Below are 20,795 nucleotides of genomic sequence, written 5' to 3' on the forward strand. Positions count from 1 at the left end.
CAACATCGACCACAGGAACGGGCCATGACCGACAAGAGCCAACAATTTGCCAGCGACAACTATTCCGGGATCTGCCCGGAAGCCTGGGCCGCCATGGAACAAGCCAACCAGGGCCATCAGCGCGCCTACGGTGACGATGAATGGACCCACCGCGCCGCCGACGGTTTCCGCAACCTGTTCGAAACCGACTGCGAAGTGTTTTTCGCCTTCAACGGCACCGCCGCCAACTCACTGGCGCTGTCGTCCCTGTGCCAGAGCTACCATAGCGTGATTTGCTCGGAAACCGCTCACGTCGAAACCGACGAATGCGGCGCGCCGGAGTTTTTCTCCAATGGTTCCAAGCTGCTCACCGCGCGCACCGAAAACGGCAAGCTGACCCCGGACTCGATTCGCGAAATCGCCCTCAAGCGCCAGGACATTCACTACCCCAAGCCGCGCGTGGTCACGCTGACCCAAGCCACTGAAGTGGGCAGTGTGTACACCCCCGAAGAAATCCGTGCCATCAGCGTCACCTGCAAGGAACTGGGCCTGAACCTGCACATGGACGGCGCGCGCTTCGCCAACGCCTGCGCCTTCCTCGGCTGCTCGCCGGCCGACCTTACCTGGAAAGCCGGGGTGGACGTGCTGTGCTTTGGCGGTACCAAAAACGGCATGGCGGTGGGTGAAGCAATCCTGTTCTTCAATCACAAGCTGGCCGAAGACTTCGACTACCGCTGCAAACAGGCCGGCCAGCTGGCATCGAAAATGCGTTTTCTCTCCGCGCCATGGGTGGGCCTGCTGGAAAACGACGCGTGGCTCAAGCACGCCCGCCACGCCAACCACTGCGCGCAGCTGCTGAGCAGCCTGGTGGCGGATATTCCCGGCGTGGAGTTGATGTTCCCGGTGCAGGTCAACGGCGTGTTCCTGCAACTCTCGGAACCGGCGATTACGGCGCTCACGGCCAAGGGCTGGCGGTTCTACACCTTCATCGGCAAAGGCGGCGCGCGGTTTATGTGTGCGTGGGATACCGAGGAAGAGCGTGTAAGGGAATTGGCCGCTGATATCAGGGAAGTGATGAACGCCTGACGCAGGAAATCGGAGAGTGGGTACTGGCCGATTGCCGAGGTTGTTTTATGGCATGTCCGACAGCCTACGATTTCAAAATCATTGACTAGCCTCTTGGAACCCGGAAGGAAAACGCAGACAGGTCTGCCACTTTCCGGGGCTGACCGCCCGCCGAATAAATCGGCAGGAAACGGAAATCCAATAGAGGGTTACACCATGGAAGATGCTGCACGCTACGCAATGAACGCAAAACAATTCGGCACTCTTGCGCCAACCTACATAGGTTGGGACGACTTCAGGAAACTGGCGAACGTCGGAGACACCATCAGGGAGCCTTCCAGGACCTTGACCGTTACCGGGAAAGTGTTCGAACTGACACCTTCAGGTGATCAGTTCGCCATCCACGTCTATACCCGATAACGATCAGGGGTAGCGCCGGGGACTCATCCACCCCGGCGCAGTCCCTGTGTTGGAGGGGGCAAGCCCCCTTCCACATTGAACCGTGCCTCCCTGGGTCGAGGCTTTATCAGAATTCGATACGCACATCGCCCTTCGGCACGCTGCAGCACGACAGGATGTAACCCTCGGCTTCGTCTTCTTCGGTAATCCCGCCGTTGTGCTCCATCTCCACTTCCCCGCCCAGCTTCATCACTTTGCACGTGCCACAGATGCCCATGCCGCAGGCCTTCGGAATCAGCAGGCCCAGCTTGGCGGCGGCCGCATGCACGGTTTCGCCCGGCGCCACACGAATGCTCTTGCCCGAGGCGATGAATTCCACCTGATGCAGGTCCGCCAGGTCGACTTCCGGAGCGTCGGCAGCCTGTTCGGCTTGCTCCACCGCGTCGGCGCGGGCTTCTGGTGGCGTGGCGCCGAAGGACTCTTCGTGATACCGCGCCATGTCGAACCCGGCCGCTTCCAGCAGGCGCTTCACCGCGCTCATGTACGGCGTGGGACCGCAGCAGAACACTTCGCGCTCGAGGAAGTCAGGCACCATCAGTTCGAGCATCTTGTGGTTCAGGTAGCCGCGATAACCCGCCCAGGGTTCGCCCAGGCCATGTTTCTCGCAGATCAGGTGCAGGCTGAAGTTATCGATCCGCGACGCCATGTGCTCCAGCTCGCGGTGGTAGATGATGTCTTTGGGCGAACGGGCGCTGTGGACGAAGGTCATGTCGACATTGGCATTGGTGTCGTAGAACCAGCGCGCCATGGACATCACCGGGGTGATGCCGACACCGCCGCTCAGGTACAGCACTTTGGGGCTGGGAAAATCGATGGCGTTGAACAGACCGACCGGCCCGTGCACCGCCAGCTCCTGCCCTTCATGCAGGGTATCGTGCAGCCAGTTGGAGACCCGGCCACCCGGTACGCGCTTGATGGTCACCGAAAAACTGTAGGGCACCGACGGCGAACTGGAGATGGTGTAGGAACGCATGATCGGCTGGCCTTCGATTTCCAGCTCCAGAGTGACGAACTGCCCCGGCTTGAAAAAGAACAGAATCGGCTGGTCGGCCATGAAGCAGAAGGTGCGCACGTCCCAGGTTTCCTGGATGACTTTGACGCAACGGACGATGTGCCGACCATTGGCCCAGGTCTGGGTCGTTACCGGATTCAGGAAATTGTTGGACATGCTTATTCTCCGTAGCCGTAGGTCGGCCTGATGGTGGCGATTCTGCGTAACGCCGGAACCACCCACTTACCTATCTGCGACATTCACATACTTACGGCGACCAGCCCCCAACGACAGGGGGTTGCGCGTCGGGATCAGATTGGGCCATGTCGCCCATGGATAAGGTTCGTCGCAACGCCGGCCCCACACTCACGCCCAACAAGACACTTTCTTTACGCCTTGCATTGCAACAACCGTAGCCACTTTCACCGGCCACACAGAATGGCCTTGAGGACACACACGATGGACGTCACCGCAACCTTAAGCTTGGGCGATCCGCTGGAACCCGCACGCAAGGCCACCGCGCAAATGCTGCAAGAGCGTGAGCGCACCTTTTCCCTGCCGCAGCCGTTTTACTCTGATGAGCGGTTGTTTGATATCGACATGCAGGAGATCTTCCAGAAAGAGTGGTTGATCGCCGGCATGACCTGCGAAATCCCTGCCAAGGGCAACTACCTGACCCTGCAGATCGGCAAGAACCCGATCATCGTGATCCGTGGCGCCGAAGGCGTGGTGCATGCGTTCCACAACGTGTGCCGTCACCGTGGCTCGCGCCTGTGCACCAGCGACAAGGGCAAGGTCGCCAAGCTGGTCTGCCACTACCACCAGTGGACCTACGAACTCGATGGCCGCCTGCTGTTCGCCGGCACCGAGATGGGCGCCGATTTCGACATGAAGCAGTACGGCTTGAAGCCGGTGAACGTGAAGACTGCCGGCGGCTACATCTTCATCAGCCTGGCGGAAAACCCGCCAGCCATCGATGACTTCCTGTCGACACTGAACCACTACATGGAACCCTACGACATGGAAAACACCAAGGTGGCGATCCAGACCACCTTGTTCGAAAAAGCCAACTGGAAGCTGGTGCTGGAAAATAACCGCGAGTGCTACCACTGCAACGCGTCGCACCCGGAACTGCTGAAAACCCTGCTGGAATGGGACGACGTCACCGACCCACGGGCCGACCAGGCCTTCAAGGACCACGTCGCCGCCTCGGCCGCCGCCTGGGACGCCGAGAAGATCCCTTACGCCCACGCCAGCTTCGGCCTGCGCAACCGCATCGTGCGCATGCCGCTGCTCAAGGGCACCGTGTCGATGACGCTGGATGGCAAACAGGGCTGCGCCAAACTGATGGGCCGCATCAAGAACCCGGACCTGGGCTCGATGCGCATCCTGCACCTGCCCCACTCCTGGAACCACTGCATGGGCGACCACATCATCGTGTTCACCGTGTGGCCGATCAGCGCCCAGGAAACCATGGTCACCACCAAGTGGATCGTGCACAAGGACGCGGTGGAAGGCGTGGACTACGACGTCGACCGCATGCGCCAGGTGTGGGACGCCACCAACGACCAGGACCGTCGCCTGGCCGAAGAGAACCAGCGCGGCATCAACTCCACCGCCTACCAGCCAGGCCCGTACTCCCAGACCTATGAGTTTGGCGTGGTGAACTTCGTGGACTGGTACAGCGAGCGGCTGCTCAATAACCTTGGCGCGGCGCCAGCGCCTTATCTCAAAGGTGTGGCTGCACACGAGTAACTGATTCCCCACAGATCAGAAATGTGGGGCTTTTGTGGGAGCTGGCTTGCCTGCGATGCGGACACCTCGCAGCCCGGTGGCACCGGGGTGATGCCATCGCAGGCAAGCCAGCTCCCACATTGGATATCATCAGTGTTCAAAAAATGCTCAGCCCCCTTCAAACCCTTTATCGCCCTGCCCTCCAGCCTTTACCCAACAACTTATCCACAAAGCCACCCACAGCAATTGTGGGCAACTGCATCGTTCAGCTGAAATTAAATCAAGAAAATCCGTGACTTATTCAGTTGGCGCAGTTTTATCCCGCACTGATCACTTATTGATCAACCCCATCAAAGCCACGAGCTGAAAGGGCTGCAGCGGTGCGCGAACACCTTATCCACAGAAGCACCAACAGACTTTGGGGGCAACTTTCAAAGCACTGTGGAAAACCATGTCAAAGCTTCATAAACCGGGGTATCCAGGGTTTTTTGGCAGCTGAAAACACGACATTGATCAGGATTTAACCAGATTCATGCAAGCCACGTTTTATAAGGCCTGTAGCTGATAGCGAACATCTTATCCACAGAAGCGCCAACAGACTTTGGGGGCAAGTTCAGGACTTGATCAGCGGAAAAACCCAATAAAAACCGCCAGTTAGCCTGGTTGTTTTTCGTACGGCAGGCTGCAGGGCTTGATTTACACGGGGTGTGGACATGCGCGAACAGGTTATCCACAGACGGGTCAACAGGGATTGTGGGTAATTGCCCAGGCACCGCTAAAACAACAGTGGGAGGGGAGCCAATCCCCTCCCACCGTTGTTCAGCGTACGACGCCTTCTTCGATGAGCAACTTGAGAATGGCCTGGGCGCCCTCTTCGGCGCTGACGCCCTTGAGCACCTGGCCACCGCCGCCGCTGGCCTTGGCCGTGGCGGCTTTCATGCGGTCGGCGCCGCTCTTGGCCTTGATCACTTTGAGGCGCTTGGGCCGAGGCTTGGCCGGGTGCAGCGAGGCGCCTGTGAATAACTCGTCTTCTTCGACTTCAACCTCGTGGGCCGCCAGCTCGCCGCGTTGCGCCGGGCCGTACGCGCTCTGCCGGGGCTTGGGCGCGGCGTTATCCACAGTCGCCAGAAACGGCAGGCGCACCTTCAGGCGCCGCCGCTGACCACGGGGCAACGCCTGCAGCACATGGGCCACGCCACCGTCGATGGACTCCACTTGCGCCAGCCCCACAATCAGCGGCCAGCCCAGGTGTTCAGCGAGCAAAAACGGCAGCATGCCCGAGCCTTCGCCGGTTTCGGCCTGGCTGCCGGTGAGCACCACCTGGGCGCCGGCCTCGCGCAAATAATCGCCGAGTACCGGCAGCGCATCGGCGCCGCTTGGTTGTTCCAGCACGTGCAATTGCGGCAGGCCCATGCCGAGGTAGCTGCGCAAGGTGGGCTCATTGATGTTGCCGGCGTGCAGCACCTGCAACTTGTCCCCAGCCATTTGCAGGCCCAGCTCGACGGCACGCGCGTCCTGCTCGGCACGGCGCGCCCGCCCGGAGGTGGGGTGGGCGCCGATGGACACCAGGCTGATTACATTGGTTGTCATGCTCATGTCCTCAAGCCGCGTCGCGCTTGGCGCCGTGGCGGTGGGCCTCGACCGCATCGATCAAGGCTTGCAGAATCGCGGCGCTTTCGCCGATCACCGACAGGTCGGCCCGTTTGATCATGTCGCAGCCCGCGTCAAGGTTGATCGCCACCACCTTGTCGCAGGCACCGATGCCTTGCAGGTGCTGGATCGCCCCGGAAATGCCCACGGCCACGTAGACCCGCGCCGTGACCCAGGTGCCGCTGGCGCCGACCTGGCGGTCACGCGCCATGAAGCCGTCGTCCACCGCCACCCGTGATGCGCCTTCGGTGGCACCGAGTGCGGCGGCGGTCTGGTGAAACAGTGCCCAGTCCTTGACCCCGTTGCCGCCGGAGAAAATGAATTCAGCCTCGGCCATGGGAATCGCTGCCGGGTCCACCGCCACCGCGCCCAAATCTTCGATACGCGGCAGGCTGCGCGCCAGGGTTGTGGATAACTCAACCGGTAATACCTCATGGCGCGTGTCGCTGACCGGCTCGGCGCATTCGACGGCGGCGAGGATCAGCCGTGGCAACGGCCGCGCCACATCCTGCTGGCCGGCACCGGCGCGGCCGATGCATTGTTCGTCCTTGACCTGCCACACCCGCGTGGCCGGACGTTCCTTGAGGCTGGCGGCAAAGCGTCGACCCAGCTCACCGCCGCCGCTGCGGCTGTCGGGCAGTAACCAGTGGCGTGGGTTGAACTGGTTATCCACAGCGCGCAGCCCCTGCACCCGTTGCTCCGGTGAATAACCGTCGAACTCGTGCCCCTCCAGCACCAGCAGGCGGTCGACGCCAGCGGTGGCGAATGTGCTTTCCTTGTGCTCGCCAAACACCACGGCCAGCACCGCGCCGTCGTGGCCGGCCAGTTGCCGTGCCAGGCCCAACAGATCACGGTCGTGGCTGCTCAGGCGGCCGCCGACCATGTCCGGCACCACGTTGATGTAAAACGCAGGCTCGGCAATCCGGTGCAACGGCAACTGCACTTCCACTGCCGCCGTACGCTTGGCCGCGCCGCCCTGCTGGGCGCCGCTGCGGTCGATGCGCTTGATGCCGTTGGGGCCGATAAAGCCCACGCCATGCACATTCTTGCGCATGACGCCGTTGGGCCCCATCCAGCTCTGCTGCACAGGCTGCATGGCCGCGTGCAAGGGATGCAGACGGTTACGGGCGATCCATTCGGCCCGTGGGTCGCGGCGGATAATGTCGCTCATCAATGCACCTCCGCAGGTTCACGCTTTAAGGGGGCTTTGGTCGGTGCAGCGTCTTCCAGCAACGCGTCAGCCACCAACTCGGCGATGTCCTTGATCAACGGCCGCGGTTCGACCACGCCTTCGAGCATTGCCGTGCATTGCGGGCAGCCCACGGCCACCAGTTCGGCGCCAGTCTCGCGGATGTCGTCCATGCGCATGTCCGGGATCCGTTGCTTGCCGGGAATGTCCGTGATCGGCGCGCCGCCACCGCCGCCGCAGCAGCGCGAACGGAAGCCCGAACGTTGCATCTCCTTGACCTCGATGCCCAGCGCACGCAGTACCTGACGCGGCGCCTCGTACTCGCCGTTGTAACGGCCCAGGTAGCAAGGGTCGTGGTAGGTCACGCTGTTGCCCTTGTGCTGGCCCAGGTTCAGCTTGCCCGCGTCGATCAGTTCGGCCATGAAGGTGCTGTGATGCTGCACCTGGTAGTTGCCGTTGAAGGCGCCGTATTCGTTTTTGAGTACGTGAAAACTGTGTGGGTCGCAGGTGACGATGCGTTTGAAGCAGTACTTCTCCAGGGTCTGGATATTGCGTGTCGCCAGCAGCTGGAAGGTCGCTTCGTCGCCCAGGCGGCGGGCCACGTCGCCGCTGTCGCGTTCTTCCAGGCCGAGGACGGCGAAGTCCACCCTGGCGGCCTTCAGCACTTTGACGAAGGCGCGCAGGGTGCGCTGGTTGCGCATGTCGAAGGCGCCGTCGCCGACCCAGAACAGCACATCACAGCTGGCCTTTTCGCTGAGCAACGGCAGGTTCAGATCCGCCGCCCAGTTGAGGCGACCGCCCGGGGCGAAGCCGCCGGGGTTGTCGGTGGCGATCAGGTTTTCGAGCACTTCAGCGCCCTTGTTCGGCGTGGCGCCCCTTTCCAGGGTGAGGTGGCGGCGCATGTCGACGATGGCATCCACATGCTCGATCATCATCGGGCACTCTTCCACGCAGGCGCGGCAGGTGGTGCATGACCACAGGGTCTCGGCATCCACCAGGCCGTTGACGATTGGCTGGTGCGGGTTGCCGCTGTGTTCGCCGATGGGTTTGCCCGGGTAGGGGCTGCCGGCAAATTTTGCGTCGGTGCCACCGGCCAGGCCGACGACCATGTCCTGGATCAGTTTTTTCGGGTTCAGCGGCTGGCCGGCGGCGAAGGCCGGGCACGCCGCTTCGCACTTGCCGCACTGCACGCAGGCGTCGAAACCGAGCAGTTGGTTCCAGGTGAAATCCTTGGGCTTTTCCACGCCCAGAGGCGCGCTTTTGTCCGTCAGGTCCAGCGGCTTCAAGCCGGTGGAGCGGCCGCCGCCGAAGCGTTCGGCGCGGCGGTGCCAGGCCAGGTGCAGGGCACCGGCGAAGGCGTGCTTCATCGGGCCGCCCCAGGTCATGCCGAAGAACATTTCGGACACGCCCCACAGCACACCCACGCTCAGCAATGCAGCGAGCAACCAACCGCCAAAGTCAGCGGGCAGAATGCCGGCGACCGGCAAGGTCACCAGGAAAAAGCTCACCGAAAACGCCAGCAGGCTTTTCGGCAGGCGCATCCACGGGCCTTTCGACAGGCGCGCGGGCGGGTTGCGGCGGCGCAGGTACATGAATATCGCGCCGACAAACATCAAGGTCGAGGCCAGTAGCAAAGCGTAGCCGAGGATACGGTTTTGCAGGCCGAACCCATGCACCAGGATCGCCAGCAGTGCGGACAGTACAAAGCCCAGCGCCGTGGCGACGTGGGTGTTGGCGATGTATTTGTCGCGGGCGACCACGTGGTGCAGGTCGACCATATAGCGTTTGGGCATGGCCAAAAGGCCGCCCAGCAGGTCGACTTTGGACGCGCGGCCACGGCGCCACATGTTTGCCCGGCGCAGGGCGCCGAGGACGGCGAGGCCCAGGGCGGCAAACAGGAGAATAGGCAGCAAGGTGTTCAACATGGTGAAGCTCCCACAGACCACACAAATCTAAAGTGAAACTGGCCTTTAATGTGGGAGGGGGCTTGCCCCCGATAGCAGTGGGTCAGCTAAAGCTGCATCAACTGACACTCCGCTATCGGGGGCAAGCCCCCTCCCACATTTTTCGACCGTGTGCGGGTCAGAAATCCTTGCACAAGCGCAGGGCGTCATAGATCGCAGCGTGGGTATTACGCTGCGCCACACAGTCACCGATGCGGAACAGCAAGTACCCCTCGCCCGCCTCGCTCAGGCACGGCTGCGGCTTGATCGCGAACAAGGCTTCGACGTCGATCTGGCCCTTGTTGCGCGAGGCTTCCTTGAGGGCGTAGTAGATGGCCTCGTCCGGGCGCACGCCGTTCTCGACCACCACCTGGTCCACCACCCGCTCCTCTTTGGCGCCGGTGTATTCGTTCTCCAGCACCGCCACCAGTTTGTCGCCCTCGCGATAGACCTTCTCCAGCATCATGTCGCCGGTCATGATCACTTCTTTCGGGTACATGCTGCGGTAGTAGGTGGGGAACGACGTACCGCCAATCGCCACGCCCGGCTTGATGTCGTCGGTGACGATCTCCACCTGGCAGCCCTTGTCGGCCAAAAAGTCTGCCACCGACATGCCGGTGAATTCGCAGATGGTGTCGTACACCAGCACGTTCTTGCCCGGTGCGACCTTGCCGTCGAGCACGTCCCAGCTGCTCACCACCAGGCCTTCGGCGGCGCCCCAGTGTTCGTTCTGCTCGATGAACGGATGCCCGCCTACCGCCAGCACCACCACGTCAGGACGCAGGTCGAGGATGGTGTCGGCGTCGGCGGCCACGCCCAGGCGCAGGTCGACTTTCAAGCGCGCCAGCTCCAGCTGGAACCAGCGGGTGATCCCGGCAATCTGGTCGCGCTGCGGGGCTTTCGAAGCAGTGGTGATCTGCCCGCCGATGAATTCCTTCTTCTCGAACAGGGTCACGTCGTGACCACGTTCGGCCGCCACGCGCGCAGCTTCCATCCCGGCCGGGCCGGCACCGACCACAACGACCTTGCGTTTCGGTCCGGTGGATTTTTCGATGATATGCGGCACGCCCATGTATTCACGGGAGGTCGCGGCGTTCTGGATGCACAACACATCCAGGCCCTGGTACTGGCGGTCGATGCAATAGTTGGCGCCGACGCACTGCTTGATCTGGTCGATCTGACCCATCTTGATCTTGGCGATCAGGTGCGGGTCGGCAATGTGCGCACGGGTCATGCCGACCATGTCCACGTAGCCGCCTTCGAGGATGCGCGTGGCCTGGTTCGGGTCCTTGATGTTCTGCGCGTGCAGCACCGGCACCTTGACCACTTCCTTGATACCGGCGGCCAGGTGCAGGAACGGCTCCGGCGGGTAGCTCATGTTGGGGATCACGTTGGCCAGGGTGTTGTGGGTGTCGCACCCCGAGCCCACCACGCCGATGAAATCGAGCATGCCGGTGTCGTCGTAATACTTGGCGATCTGCTTCATGTCCTCGTGGGACAAGCCGTCCGGGTGGAACTCGTCACCGCACAGGCGCATGCCCACGCAGAAGTCATCGCCCACTTCGGCGCGTACGGCCTTGAGCACTTCCAGGCCAAACTTCATGCGGCCTTCAAAGGTGCCGCCCCATTCATCGGTGCGCTTGTTGACGCGCGGGCTCCAGAACTGGTCGATCATGTGCTGGTGCACGGCGGACAGTTCCACACCGTCCAGGCCACCGGCCTTGGCGCGTTTGGCGGCGCTGGCGTAGTTGCCGATCACGCGCCAGATCTCTTCGGGCTCGATGGTCTTGCAGGTAGCACGGTGCACCGGCTCACGCACGCCGGACGGCGACATCAGGGTGGGCCAGTTAAAGCCATCCCAACGCGAGCGACGGCCCATGTGGGTAATCTGGATCATGATCTTGGCGCCATGCTTGTGCATGGCGTCGGCCAGGTTCTGGAAGTGCGGGATGATGCGGTCGGTGGACAGGTTCACCGAACTCCACCATTCCTGGGGGCTGTCGATGGCCACCACCGAGGAGCCGCCGCAGATGGCCAGGCCGATACCGCCCTTGGCTTTCTCTTCGTAATACTTCACATAGCGGTCGGTGGTCATGCCGCCGTCGGTGGCATACACCTCGGCGTGGGCGGTACTGAGCACGCGGTTGCGGATGGTCAGTTTGCCGATCTGAATCGGCGCAAACATTGCTTCGAAAGCCATGGCACGGTCCTCGGCTTACAACGGCTTGACGGTGAACAAACCATCTTCGTGGCCCTCTTCGGAGCCTCCGTAGACTTGTTCGGCCACAGTGCGAATCTTGCTGCCACGGGCTTGAAGGATCTGGTCCATGGCGCCGGCGAACCAGCCGGTGAACATGTAGTCGACCTTGCGTCCGACCTTGCCGTACACATAGACAAACGCCGAATGCTCAAGCTTGACGCTGGCGGTGCCTTTGTCCAGGTCGATGTCCTGGATCTTGAACAGGCCCCAGCCGCGTTGCGACAGGCGCTTCATGTAGTGCTCGAACACGGCGACGCCTTCCAGGCCGTGGCATTCGGCTTCCTTTTCACACCAGTGCCAGGCGGACTTGTAGCCGGCCTTGTAAAGGATCTCGGCGTAAGCATCCGCGCCCAGCACTTCTTCGATACCCATGTGGTTGTTGACGAAGAAATGGCGCGGCACGTACAGCATCGGCAGGGCGTCGGAGGTCCAGACACCGGTTTCGCTGTCGACTTCGATAGGCAATTGCGGGGCGATCTTGGCCATGGAAACTTAACTCCAGAAAAATTCGTAGTGGTGTAGCCGGTGGGTGTCTGGCTTATTCGCCCCAGACGTCCTTCAAGACGTTGACCCAGTTCTCGCCCATGATCTTGCGCACCACGCGTTCGCTGTGGCCGCGCTTGAGCAGGGTCTCGGTGAGGTTGGGGAATTCGCCCACGGTGCGGATGCCCAGCGGGTTGATGATCTTGCCGAAGCTGGTCAGGCGGCGGGCGTAGCCCTTGTCATGGGTCAGCATTTCGAAGAAATCCTGGCCATGGCCCTGGGTGAAGTCGGTGCCGATGCCGATGGCGTCTTCGCCGACGATGTTCATGGTGTATTCGATGGCTTCGGCGTAGTCGTCGATGGTCGAATCGATGCCCTTGGCCAGGAATGGCGCGAACATGGTCACGCCGACAAAACCACCATGGTCGGCAATGAACTTGAGCTCTTCATCGGACTTGTTGCGCGGGTGCTCTTTGAGGCCGGACGGCAGGCAATGGGAGTAGCACACCGGCTTTTTCGATTCGAGGATGACTTCTTCGCTGGTCTTGGAGCCGACGTGGGACAGGTCACACATGATGCCGACGCGGTTCATCTCGCCGACGATCTCACGGCCAAAGCCGGACAGGCCGCCGTCGCGCTCGTAGCAGCCGGTGCCGACCAGGTTCTGGGTGTTGTAGCACATCTGCACCACCCCCACGCCGAGCTGCTTGAAGATCTCGACATAGCCCAACTGGTCTTCAAAGGCGTGGGCATTCTGGAAGCCGAAGATGATGCCGGTCTTGCCCTGCTCTTTCGCGCGACGGATGTCGGCGGTGGTTTTTACCGGGATCACCAGGTCGCTGTTCTCACGGATCAGGGTCTGGCTGGCAACGATGTTGTTGATCGTGGCCTGGAAGCCTTCCCACACCGACACCGTGCAGTTGGCGGCAGTGAGGCCACCTTTGCGCATGTCTTCGAACAGGTCGCGGTTCCACTTGGCAATAATCAGACCGTCGATAACGATGCTGTCGGCGTGCAACTCGGCTGGGCTCATCAGGCGTCCCCTTATTGGCGATTCATGCGCCGAATCGTCTGCCGGCGCTTTGGGGCCAGCATATGCCCCGGGGCTGAACGGACCGGGTGCAAAAACGACAGGGGAATTGCCGAAAGCGTCAATCCGCGACAAAGGCTGCACAGACAGGCCTGACTGGCGGCTGTTCTTTGTCTTACGCTTGAGCCAGAATTCGGCCATCACCTGATATGAGACGGCGCAATGAAATCGATTTTCCTGGCTTTGGCACTCATCGCAACCGGCGTCCACGCCGCCGAAGACACCGACAGCACGCCGTGCGACGGCATCGAAAACGACCAGCAGACCCTGGCCTGCGCCACCTACAACAAGACCACCGCCGAGCAATTGCTCAAGGACAACTATCAGGGCCTGCTCGAGCGCATGGGTTCGACCTACGGCAGCGACAAGACCAAACTGGCCGACATTACCGCCCGTCTGAAGGACGCCCAGCAAAAATGGGAAAAACTGCGCGACGCCGACTGCGCCGTGGACACCTTCCCGGCGGTGACCGGCAGCAAGGCGTATGCAATTGCGCAGAATGATTGCCTGGCGCGGATGAGTGATGAACGGTCGGAGTTTTTGGAGTCGATTGGGCAGGAATAAGCGACAATCTGCGCCAACTTGATCTTATCCAGGGCTATTCATGACTATTTGCGGCATCGAAATCAAAGGCAGCGAAGCCATCATCGCGGTGGCCTCACTGGATAACCAGACGCTGACCCATGTGGCCCTGTCCACCAAGAAAATCGCCCTCGACGATGACGATGAAGCCGCCAATGTCAAAGCCTTTGCCGCGCAGGTGAGAGCCTTTGTGCAGGCCAACGTCGTCACCCGCATCGCGATCAAAAAGCGCAGTAAAAAAGGCGAGTTTGCCGGTGGCCCGACCACGTTCAAGATTGAAGGGGTGTTTCAGTTGCTGGATGGGGTTGAGGTGACGCTGCTGTCGCCCCAGACCATCAATGCGCAGAACAAGAAGCACAACTTTGACCTGCCGGCGACACTGAACAAGTATCAGCATGAGGCTTACAAGGCGGCGTGTTCGGCATTGCTGAAAAAATAAGCCACACCAGAATCTACTGTGGGAGGGGGCTTGCTCCCGATGGCGGCAGGTCAGTCAACAATCCACTCGCTGATGTACCGTCATCGGGAGCAAGCCCCCTCCCACATTTTGATTTTTGTCACCCTCTGCGCTCTTCACCAATCCTGTGGAAAGCGATTTATACCTAATGATGGACACAGCCATAGTTGGTTATAAATTGATCAAACCACCTCCCGTCGCCGATCCTCCCTCGGGCACTTGGCAAACCGCGCTCTATAGCTGCGGGTGAAATACGACGGCGACTCAAACCCGCACGCAATGCTCACCTCCAGCACGCTCATGCCGCTTTGGCGCAACAGCTGCCGGGCTTTTTCCAGGCGCAGGCCAAGGTAGAAGTTGCTTGGCGTGTCGTTCAGGTGCAAGCGGAACAGCCGCTCCAACTGGCGCCGGGTGACCTTGATCGCTTCGGCCAGGGCCAGTGTGCTCAACGGCGGTTCGGTGTGTTGCTCCATCTCGCCGATCACCTGCACCAGCTTCTTGTTGTTGATGCCGTAGCGCGTGGCGATCTGCATGCGCTGGTGGTCTTTGCGCGGGCGGATGCGGCCGAGCACGAACTGTTCGGAGACCTGGATCGCCAGGTCGGGGCCGTGGGCCTGAGCGATCAGGTCGAGCATCAGGTCGATGGAGGCGGTGCCGCCGGCGCAGGTGATGCGGCGGCGGTCGATTTCGAACAGTTCCTGAGTCACGCTCAGGTGCGGATACGACTCCTTGAAGGCATCGACGGCTTCCCAGTGCAGGGTCAGGCGGTGGCCGTCGAGCAGGCCGGCTTCGGCCAGCACGCAGGCGCCGGTGTCGATGGCGCCCAGGGTTACGCCGTCATGGTCGAGGCGGCGCAGCCAGTGCTGCAGGGCAGGTGTTGCGAACTGCAGCGGTTCGAAGCCGGTCACCACCAACAGCGTCGCGCCTTTGTTCAGCGGTTCCAGCGCGGCGTCGGCGTTGACCGACATGCCGTTGCTCGCCAGCACCGCACCGCCGTCGGCGCTCAGTATGTGCCAGCGGTACAGCTCGCCGCGAAAGCGGTTGGCCACTCGCAGCGGTTCCAGCGCAGAGATGAAGCCAATGGCGGAGAAGCCCGGCATCAGCAAAAAGTAGAAATCCTGGGACATGGTGGCGCTCTCGTCGGCAGGCTAAGTGGCACTGTGATACTCCCGTTGCCGGGCGGATTCAAGGGGGCAGGTCGCTGCAGTGCAAGCGCCGGTCGCCGCTGTGCGTTTTGTGCTCGACGAAGATCCGTAACGTGGCGTCACGGTGCACAAAGACGCCGAACCCCACAATAACGAGCTGCCGAGGCCCCTACCATGAAACGACAGATCAGCCGCTATGCGCTCGCCCTGAGCGCCCTCTTGAGTACACACGTGTTCGCGGCCGACGCAGCGTCCTGCCAGAACGTGCGCATGGGCGTGGTGAACTGGACCGACGTCATCGCCACCAGCGCCATGACCCAGGTCCTGCTCGATGGCCTTGGCTACACCACCAAGCAGACCAGCGCCTCCCAGCAGATTATCTTCGCCGGCATCCGCGACCGGCGCCTGGACCTGTTCCTGGGCTACTGGAACCCGCTGATGACCCAGACCATCACGCCGTTCGTCGAAGCCAGGCAAGTCAAAGTCCTCGACAAGCCGAGCCTGGAAGACGCCCGCGCCACCCTCGCCGTGCCGACTTACCTGGCCGACAAGGGCCTGAAAACCTTCGCCGACATCGCCAGGTTCGACAAGGAGCTGGGCGGCAAGCTCTACGGCATCGAGCCGGGTTCAGGCGCCAACACGCAGATCAAGGCGATGATCGCCAAGAACCAGTTCGGCCTCGGCAAATTCCAGCTGGTGGAATCCAGTGAAGCCGGCATGCTCGCCGCCGTCGACCGCGCCGTGCGCCGCAAGGAAGCCGTGGTGTTCTTCGGCTGGGCGCCGCACCCGATGAACGTCAACATTGCGATGACCTACCTCAGCGGCAGCGAAGACGCCCTGGGACCGAACGAGGGCATGGCAAGCGTGTGGACCGTCACCTCGCCCACCTACGCCCAACAGTGTCCCAACGTGCACAAGCTGCTGACCAATCTGACCTTCACTGCCGCCGACGAGAGTCGGATGATGCAGCCGCTGCTGGATCACAAGGACGCCCTGGAATCCGCCCGGCAGTGGCTCAAGGACCACCCGCAGGACCAGGCGCGCTGGCTGGAAGGCGTGACCACCTTCGACGGCAAACCGGCGGCAGCCAACCTGCAACTGACCGGTAAATAACCCGTTTTCAATCACCGTTTCGCGGTCGCTTTCGACCGCGAGCGGCACCACCACGCCTGTAAGGAACCGCCCCATGAATCACGACGTCATCATCACCTGCGCACTCACCGGTGCTGGCGACACGACCAGCCGCAGCCCCCACGTGCCGGTCACCCCCAAACAGATCGCCGCCGCTGCCGTAGAGGCCGCCAAGGCCGGCGCCACGGTGGTGCACTGCCACGTACGTGATCCAGAGACCGGCAAGTTCAGCCGCGACGTGGCGCTGTACCGCGAAGTGATGGAGCGCATTCGCGAAGCCGACATCGACATCATCGTCAACCTCACCGCCGGCATGGGCGGCGACCTGGAGATTGGCGGCGGCGAACACCCCATGGAGTTCGGCCCCAACACCGACCTGGTCGGCCCGCTGACCCGCCTGGCCCACGTCGAAGAACTGTTGCCGGAGATCTGCACCCTGGATTGCGGCACCCTCAATTTCGGCGACGGCGACACCATTTACGTGTCCACCCCAGCGCAATTGCGGGCCGGCGCCAAACGCATCCAGGAACTGGGCGTAAAAGCCGAGCTGGAAATTTTCGACACCGGCCACCTCTGGTTCGCCAGGCAGATGATCAAGGAAGGCCTGCTGGATAAACCGCTGTTTCAGCTGTGCCTGGGCATTCCCTGGGGCGCGCCGGCCGACACCACCACCATGAAAGCCATGGTCGACAACCTGCCGACCGACGCGGTGTGGGCCGGCTTCGGCATCGGCCGCATGCAGATGCCGATGGCGGCGCAGGCGGTGCTGCTGGGCGGCAACGTGCGGGTGGGACTGGAAGACAATCTGTGGCTGGACAAGGGTGTGCTTGCTACCAATGGCCAGTTGGTGGAGCGCGCCAGCGAGATCCTCAGCCGCCTGGGTGCGCGGGTCATGACCCCCGCCGAAGGCCGAATCAAGATGGGTCTGACCAAACGCGGTTAAAGAAGGTGGGAGGGGCTTGCTCCCGATAGCGGTGTGTCAGCCAATAAATCCATCAACTGACACATCGCCATCGGGAGCAAGCCCCCTCCCACAAGGGATCACCGAACTCTTTAGGAATGTCTCCATGAGCTTTATCACTGAAATCAAAACCTTCGCCGCCCTCGGCAGCGGTGTTATCGGCAGCGGCTGGGTGTCCCGCGCCCTGGCCCACGGCCTGGATGTGGTGGCCTGGGACCCGGCGCCCGGTGCGGAAGCCGCCCTGCGCAAACGCGTCGCCAATGCCTGGGGCGCACTGGAGAAACAGGGCCTGGCACCGGGCGCATCACAGGATCGCCTGCGCTTTGTGCCAACCATTGAGGAGTGCGTGAAAGACGCCGACTTCATCCAGGAAAGCGCCCCTGAACGCCTGGAGCTGAAACTGGAACTGCACAGCAAGATCAGCGCAGCAGCCAAGCCCGATGCCTTGATAGGCTCCAGCACCTCCGGCCTGTTGCCGAGTGAGTTCTACGAGGGCTCGACCCACCCGGAGCGTTGCGTGGTCGGGCACCCGTTCAACCCGGTGTATCTGCTGCCGCTGGTGGAAGTGGTGGGCGGCCGGCACACTGCGCCCGAGGCCATCCAGGCGGCAATCAAGGTGTACGAATCCCTCGGCATGCGCCCGCTGCATGTGCGCAAGGAAGTCCCGGGATTTATCGCTGACCGCCTGCTCGAAGCGTTGTGGCGCGAGGCGCTGCACCTGGTGAATGACGGCGTGGCCACCACCGGTGAGATCGACGATGCGATTCGCTTTGGCGCCGGGTTGCGCTGGTCGTTCATGGGCACTTTCCTCACCTACACCCTGGCGGGCGGCGATGCCGGTATGCGGCACTTCATGGCACAGTTCGGTCCGGCGTTGCAGTTGCCGTGGACTTACCTGCCCGCACCGGAATTGACCGACAAGCTGATCGACGATGTGGTCGATGGCACCCGCGATCAGTTGGGCAAACACAGCATTTCGGCGCTGGAGCGCTATCGTGATGATTGCCTGCTGGCAGTGCTTGAAGCGGTGAAGAGCACCAAGGCAAAACACGGTATGAGCTTCGCCGAATAAAGGACCACTTTCCATGCCCGCATTGATCACCTACACCACCAAAATCCAGCCCGCCTGGGTGGACTACAACGGTCATCTGCGCGATGCGTTCTATCTGCTGATTTTCAGCTACGCCACCGACGCGCTGATGGACACCCTGGGCCTGGACAGCGACAACCGCGAAGCCAGCGGCCACTCGTTGTTCACCCTGGAGTTGCACCTGAACTACCTGCACGAAGTCAAACTCGGCGCCGAAGTGCAGGTGCACACCCAACTGATCGCCTTTGATGCCAAGCGCCTGCACCTCTATCACAGCCTGCATCTGGCTGGAGAGGAAAAAGCACTGGCCGGCAACGAACAGATGTTGCTGCACGTCGACCTGGCCGGCCCGCACGCAACGCCGTTCAGCGAGGCCACACTGGCAAGACTCATGGCCCTCAGCGCCGGGCAGAAGGATCTTCCCAGGCCTGCCCTGCTGGGCCGGGTGATCGGTTTGCCGACAAAAAAAGCCCCGATCCAGCCGTGACGGGATCGGGGCAGAGGTGCTTGTGTGAGCCATGCATCCCGAGGGTGACCAAACCGTCAAGCTGCTTGCCTGGGTGCAGTGTGCCGGTTCATGCGCTCGGCACCTGACCCCAAAACGACACGCTCATAGCCATTCGAGGCATTCGGGCATTCTGCCCTTGCCGACCGGTCGGGGGCCTACCAGAATCCGAGTCAATCCAGCTCCGTTAACCAGGGTAAACGTCATGATGCACGCGGATTTGATTGACCAGGATGACCTGCTGAGCCAACTGCGCTCGCTGGGTTTCGAAGTGTCCAGCGGCGCCAGCGCCGAGCAGGCCTGCGAGTGTGCGGTGCGCGGGTTGAGTGAAGCGCGGGCGAAGGCGCTCAAGGGTATGGTCGAGCAGATGTATGGCGGCAGTGCGACGATCCTGCCGGCGGTGAGGCAGGCGATTGACAGGCAGTTGCTGCCGGCATTGATGCAGTTCAAACAGAATTCCGGCGCCTGACAGGGCGCTATCGGGAGCAAGCCCCCTCCCACATTTTGAATTGTGAATACCTTCAAATGTGGGAGGGGGCTTGCTCCCGATACAGGCGACGCGGTCTACAGCCTTACACTGGCAAACGTCGACTCATTGCGCGCCTGGCTCAACGCCGACATCGGCCCCGATAACGGCGACAACAGCGCCTGCGGAATCGGCAGCATCGCCACCTGCTGGGTGGTGTTGGAGCCGACGCGTTCATCGCGTGGCGGAATGCCGAAGTATTCGCGGTAGCACTTGGAAAAGTGCGGCGTGGACACGAACCCGCACACCGATGCCACTTCGATGATCGACATCGGCGTTTGCTTGAGCAACTGCCGGGCACGGATCAGGCGCAGCTTGAGGTAATAGCGCGACGGCGAGCAGTGCAGGTATTTCTGGAACAGCCGCTCCAGTTGGCGCCGCGATACAGCGACGTACACCGCCAGTTCATCCAGGTCGATCGGCTCTTCGAGGTTGGCTTCCATCAGCGCGACGATTTCCTGCAGCTTCGGCTGGTTGGTGCCGAGCATGTGCTTGAGTGGCACACGCTGGTGATCCTGTTCGTTGCGGATGCGTTCGTAGACGAACATCTCGGAGATGGCCGCCGACAATTCACGGCCGTGGTCGCGGCTGATCAGGTGCAGCATCATGTCCAGCGGCGCGGTGCCGCCGGAGCTGGTGAAGCGGTTGCGGTCCAGGGTGAACAGCCGCGTGCTCATGGCCACGCGCGGGAAGGCTTCCTGCATCGACGCCAGGCATTCCCAGTGCACGCTGCAATCGAACCCGTCGAGCAAACCGGCACAGGCCAGCGCCCAACTGCCGGTGCACACCGCACCCAGGCGGCGCGACTGGCGCGCCTGGCTCTGCAGCCACGACACGTGCTCACGGGTCACGGTGCGCTGGATGCCCACGCCGCCGCACACAATGACGGTGTCCAGGGCCGGGGCCTTGTGCATGGAGGCATCGGGCGTGATTTGCAGACCGTCGCTGGCCCACACCTGGCTGCCGTCGGCACTCAGGGTAGTCCAGCGATACAGTTCGCGACCGGACAGCTGATTGGCCATGCGCAGCGGTTCCACCGCCGACGCCAGGGAAATCAGCGTGAAATTGTCCAGCAGCAAAAAGCCGATGGATTGAGGCGCACGGTTCTGGGGTTGGGCCCCTGAGTTGAACGACGTCATCGCGGTATCTCCTCACACAAAGCAGTTGATGGCCTCAGGCGAGGCTCTTGTTATTGCGCTCTTCATCCATAAAGAAGAGAGGCTTTGAATTGATAGAGCAAATGCCGTGCCTGAATTTGAATGCCTATTCAATAAATCCTGAAAACGACCTGTTGACGCGTCTATATAAGCCCACGCAGGAAGTACGGGATAGGGCCGAAAAAGGCGCTCGTTTAAAAGGGGTGAGCAGATCGGTAGCACTTGTGGGAAGGCGCTTTGCGGGCGTAGGAGTAGTCTGTCACCCCATGCGCAGGTGACGGGTGATGGCGGGGGAAGTCGTTCGCTAGCTACTTATCTATTTGCGACGCGCTAAAAGGTGGCGCTTTTGGGTTCGGGTGTTCACTTTATGAGCAGCTTTGTTTGAACCACCGCTATCG

At 61.7% G+C, this 20,795-nt stretch carries 18 protein-coding genes; 9 read left to right on the plus strand and 9 right to left on the minus strand.

Annotation, left to right across the window (positions count from 1 at the left end; all coding sequences use genetic code 11):
- Positions 1-24: 24 nt before the first annotated feature.
- Positions 25-1,065: a low specificity L-threonine aldolase gene (locus VRB54_RS22185; protein ID WP_338478761.1), complete on the plus strand. Its 1,041-nt coding sequence runs from the start codon at positions 25-27 to the stop codon at positions 1,063-1,065.
- Between the two features lie 505 nt (positions 1,066-1,570).
- Here VRB54_RS22185 and gbcB read toward each other — a convergent pair.
- A complete protein-coding gene (gbcB, locus tag VRB54_RS22190) occupies positions 1,571-2,671 on the minus strand; it encodes a glycine-betaine demethylase subunit GbcB (RefSeq protein ID WP_057006609.1) in 1,101 nt (366 codons plus the stop codon).
- Between the two features lie 282 nt (positions 2,672-2,953).
- Here gbcB and gbcA point away from each other — a divergent pair, with 282 nt between their 5' ends.
- Positions 2,954-4,249: a glycine-betaine demethylase subunit GbcA gene (gene gbcA, locus VRB54_RS22195; protein ID WP_338478762.1), complete on the plus strand. Its 1,296-nt coding sequence runs from the start codon at positions 2,954-2,956 to the stop codon at positions 4,247-4,249.
- 798 nt (positions 4,250-5,047) lie between these two features.
- Here the strand turns inward: gbcA and VRB54_RS22200 are convergent.
- From VRB54_RS22200 to VRB54_RS22225, 6 genes are all read right to left on the minus strand, one after another.
- On the minus strand, positions 5,048-5,818 hold the full coding sequence (locus VRB54_RS22200; RefSeq protein WP_338478763.1) for an electron transfer flavoprotein subunit beta: 771 nt from the start codon (positions 5,816-5,818) through the stop codon (positions 5,048-5,050).
- Between the two features lie 10 nt (positions 5,819-5,828).
- On the minus strand, positions 5,829-7,049 hold the full coding sequence (locus tag VRB54_RS22205; RefSeq protein ID WP_338478764.1) for an electron transfer flavoprotein subunit alpha/FixB family protein: 1,221 nt from the start codon (positions 7,047-7,049) through the stop codon (positions 5,829-5,831).
- Positions 7,049-8,992: a dimethylglycine demethylation protein DgcB gene (dgcB, locus tag VRB54_RS22210; RefSeq protein ID WP_338478765.1), complete on the minus strand. Its 1,944-nt coding sequence runs from the start codon at positions 8,990-8,992 to the stop codon at positions 7,049-7,051. Before dgcB ends, VRB54_RS22205 begins: the two co-directional genes overlap by 1 nt.
- A gap of 157 nt (positions 8,993-9,149) precedes the next feature.
- Positions 9,150-11,210 (minus strand): dimethylglycine demethylation protein DgcA, encoded by a 2,061-nt coding sequence (gene dgcA / locus VRB54_RS22215; protein WP_209985706.1) that lies wholly within the window; start codon positions 11,208-11,210, stop codon positions 9,150-9,152.
- Positions 11,211-11,225: 15 nt separating this feature from the next.
- A complete protein-coding gene (locus VRB54_RS22220; RefSeq protein ID WP_003234458.1) occupies positions 11,226-11,756 on the minus strand; it encodes a DUF5943 domain-containing protein in 531 nt (176 codons plus the stop codon).
- 52 nt (positions 11,757-11,808) lie between these two features.
- Entirely contained in the window at positions 11,809-12,786 is a 978-nt protein-coding gene (locus tag VRB54_RS22225; RefSeq protein ID WP_014720245.1) for a dipeptidase, read from the minus strand.
- Positions 12,787-13,005: 219 nt separating this feature from the next.
- On the opposite strand from VRB54_RS22225, the gene VRB54_RS22230 reads away from it, so the two are divergent.
- Positions 13,006-13,407, plus strand: coding sequence for a lysozyme inhibitor LprI family protein (locus VRB54_RS22230; protein WP_338478766.1), 402 nt, complete (start codon positions 13,006-13,008; stop codon positions 13,405-13,407).
- 40 nt (positions 13,408-13,447) lie between these two features.
- The gene (locus tag VRB54_RS22235; RefSeq protein WP_338478767.1) at positions 13,448-13,864 is read left to right on the plus strand and encodes a DUF3010 family protein; all 417 of its coding nucleotides are present in this window, start codon (positions 13,448-13,450) and stop codon (positions 13,862-13,864) included.
- A gap of 200 nt (positions 13,865-14,064) precedes the next feature.
- Here VRB54_RS22235 and VRB54_RS22240 read toward each other — a convergent pair whose 3' ends face one another.
- Positions 14,065-15,009 carry a GlxA family transcriptional regulator gene (locus VRB54_RS22240; protein WP_338478768.1) on the minus strand — a complete coding sequence of 315 codons (945 nt, stop codon included), beginning with the start codon at positions 15,007-15,009 and terminating at the stop codon, positions 14,065-14,067.
- A gap of 192 nt (positions 15,010-15,201) precedes the next feature.
- Between VRB54_RS22240 and VRB54_RS22245 the strand changes: the two genes are divergently transcribed.
- From VRB54_RS22245 to VRB54_RS22265, 5 genes are all read left to right on the plus strand, one after another.
- Entirely contained in the window at positions 15,202-16,140 is a 939-nt protein-coding gene (locus VRB54_RS22245; RefSeq protein WP_338478769.1) for a choline ABC transporter substrate-binding protein, read from the plus strand.
- Positions 16,141-16,213: 73 nt separating this feature from the next.
- A complete protein-coding gene (locus tag VRB54_RS22250) occupies positions 16,214-17,101 on the plus strand; it encodes a 3-keto-5-aminohexanoate cleavage protein (RefSeq protein ID WP_338478770.1) in 888 nt (295 codons plus the stop codon).
- 124 nt (positions 17,102-17,225) lie between these two features.
- Positions 17,226-18,191: an L-carnitine dehydrogenase gene (locus tag VRB54_RS22255; RefSeq protein WP_338478771.1), complete on the plus strand. Its 966-nt coding sequence runs from the start codon at positions 17,226-17,228 to the stop codon at positions 18,189-18,191.
- A gap of 13 nt (positions 18,192-18,204) precedes the next feature.
- Positions 18,205-18,696 carry a thioesterase family protein gene (locus VRB54_RS22260; RefSeq protein ID WP_338478772.1) on the plus strand — a complete coding sequence of 164 codons (492 nt, stop codon included), beginning with the start codon at positions 18,205-18,207 and terminating at the stop codon, positions 18,694-18,696.
- Positions 18,697-18,919: 223 nt separating this feature from the next.
- Positions 18,920-19,183 (plus strand): hypothetical protein, encoded by a 264-nt coding sequence (locus VRB54_RS22265; protein WP_338478773.1) that lies wholly within the window; start codon positions 18,920-18,922, stop codon positions 19,181-19,183.
- 95 nt (positions 19,184-19,278) lie between these two features.
- Here VRB54_RS22265 and VRB54_RS22270 read toward each other — a convergent pair whose 3' ends face one another.
- Positions 19,279-20,379 carry a GlxA family transcriptional regulator gene (locus VRB54_RS22270; RefSeq protein WP_209985736.1) on the minus strand — a complete coding sequence of 367 codons (1,101 nt, stop codon included), beginning with the start codon at positions 20,377-20,379 and terminating at the stop codon, positions 19,279-19,281.
- Positions 20,380-20,795 lie beyond the last annotated feature (416 nt).

The sequence above is a fragment of the Pseudomonas trivialis genome (genome assembly GCF_036864995.1).
In the GTDB taxonomy this organism is placed as follows: domain Bacteria; phylum Pseudomonadota; class Gammaproteobacteria; order Pseudomonadales; family Pseudomonadaceae; genus Aquipseudomonas; species Aquipseudomonas trivialis.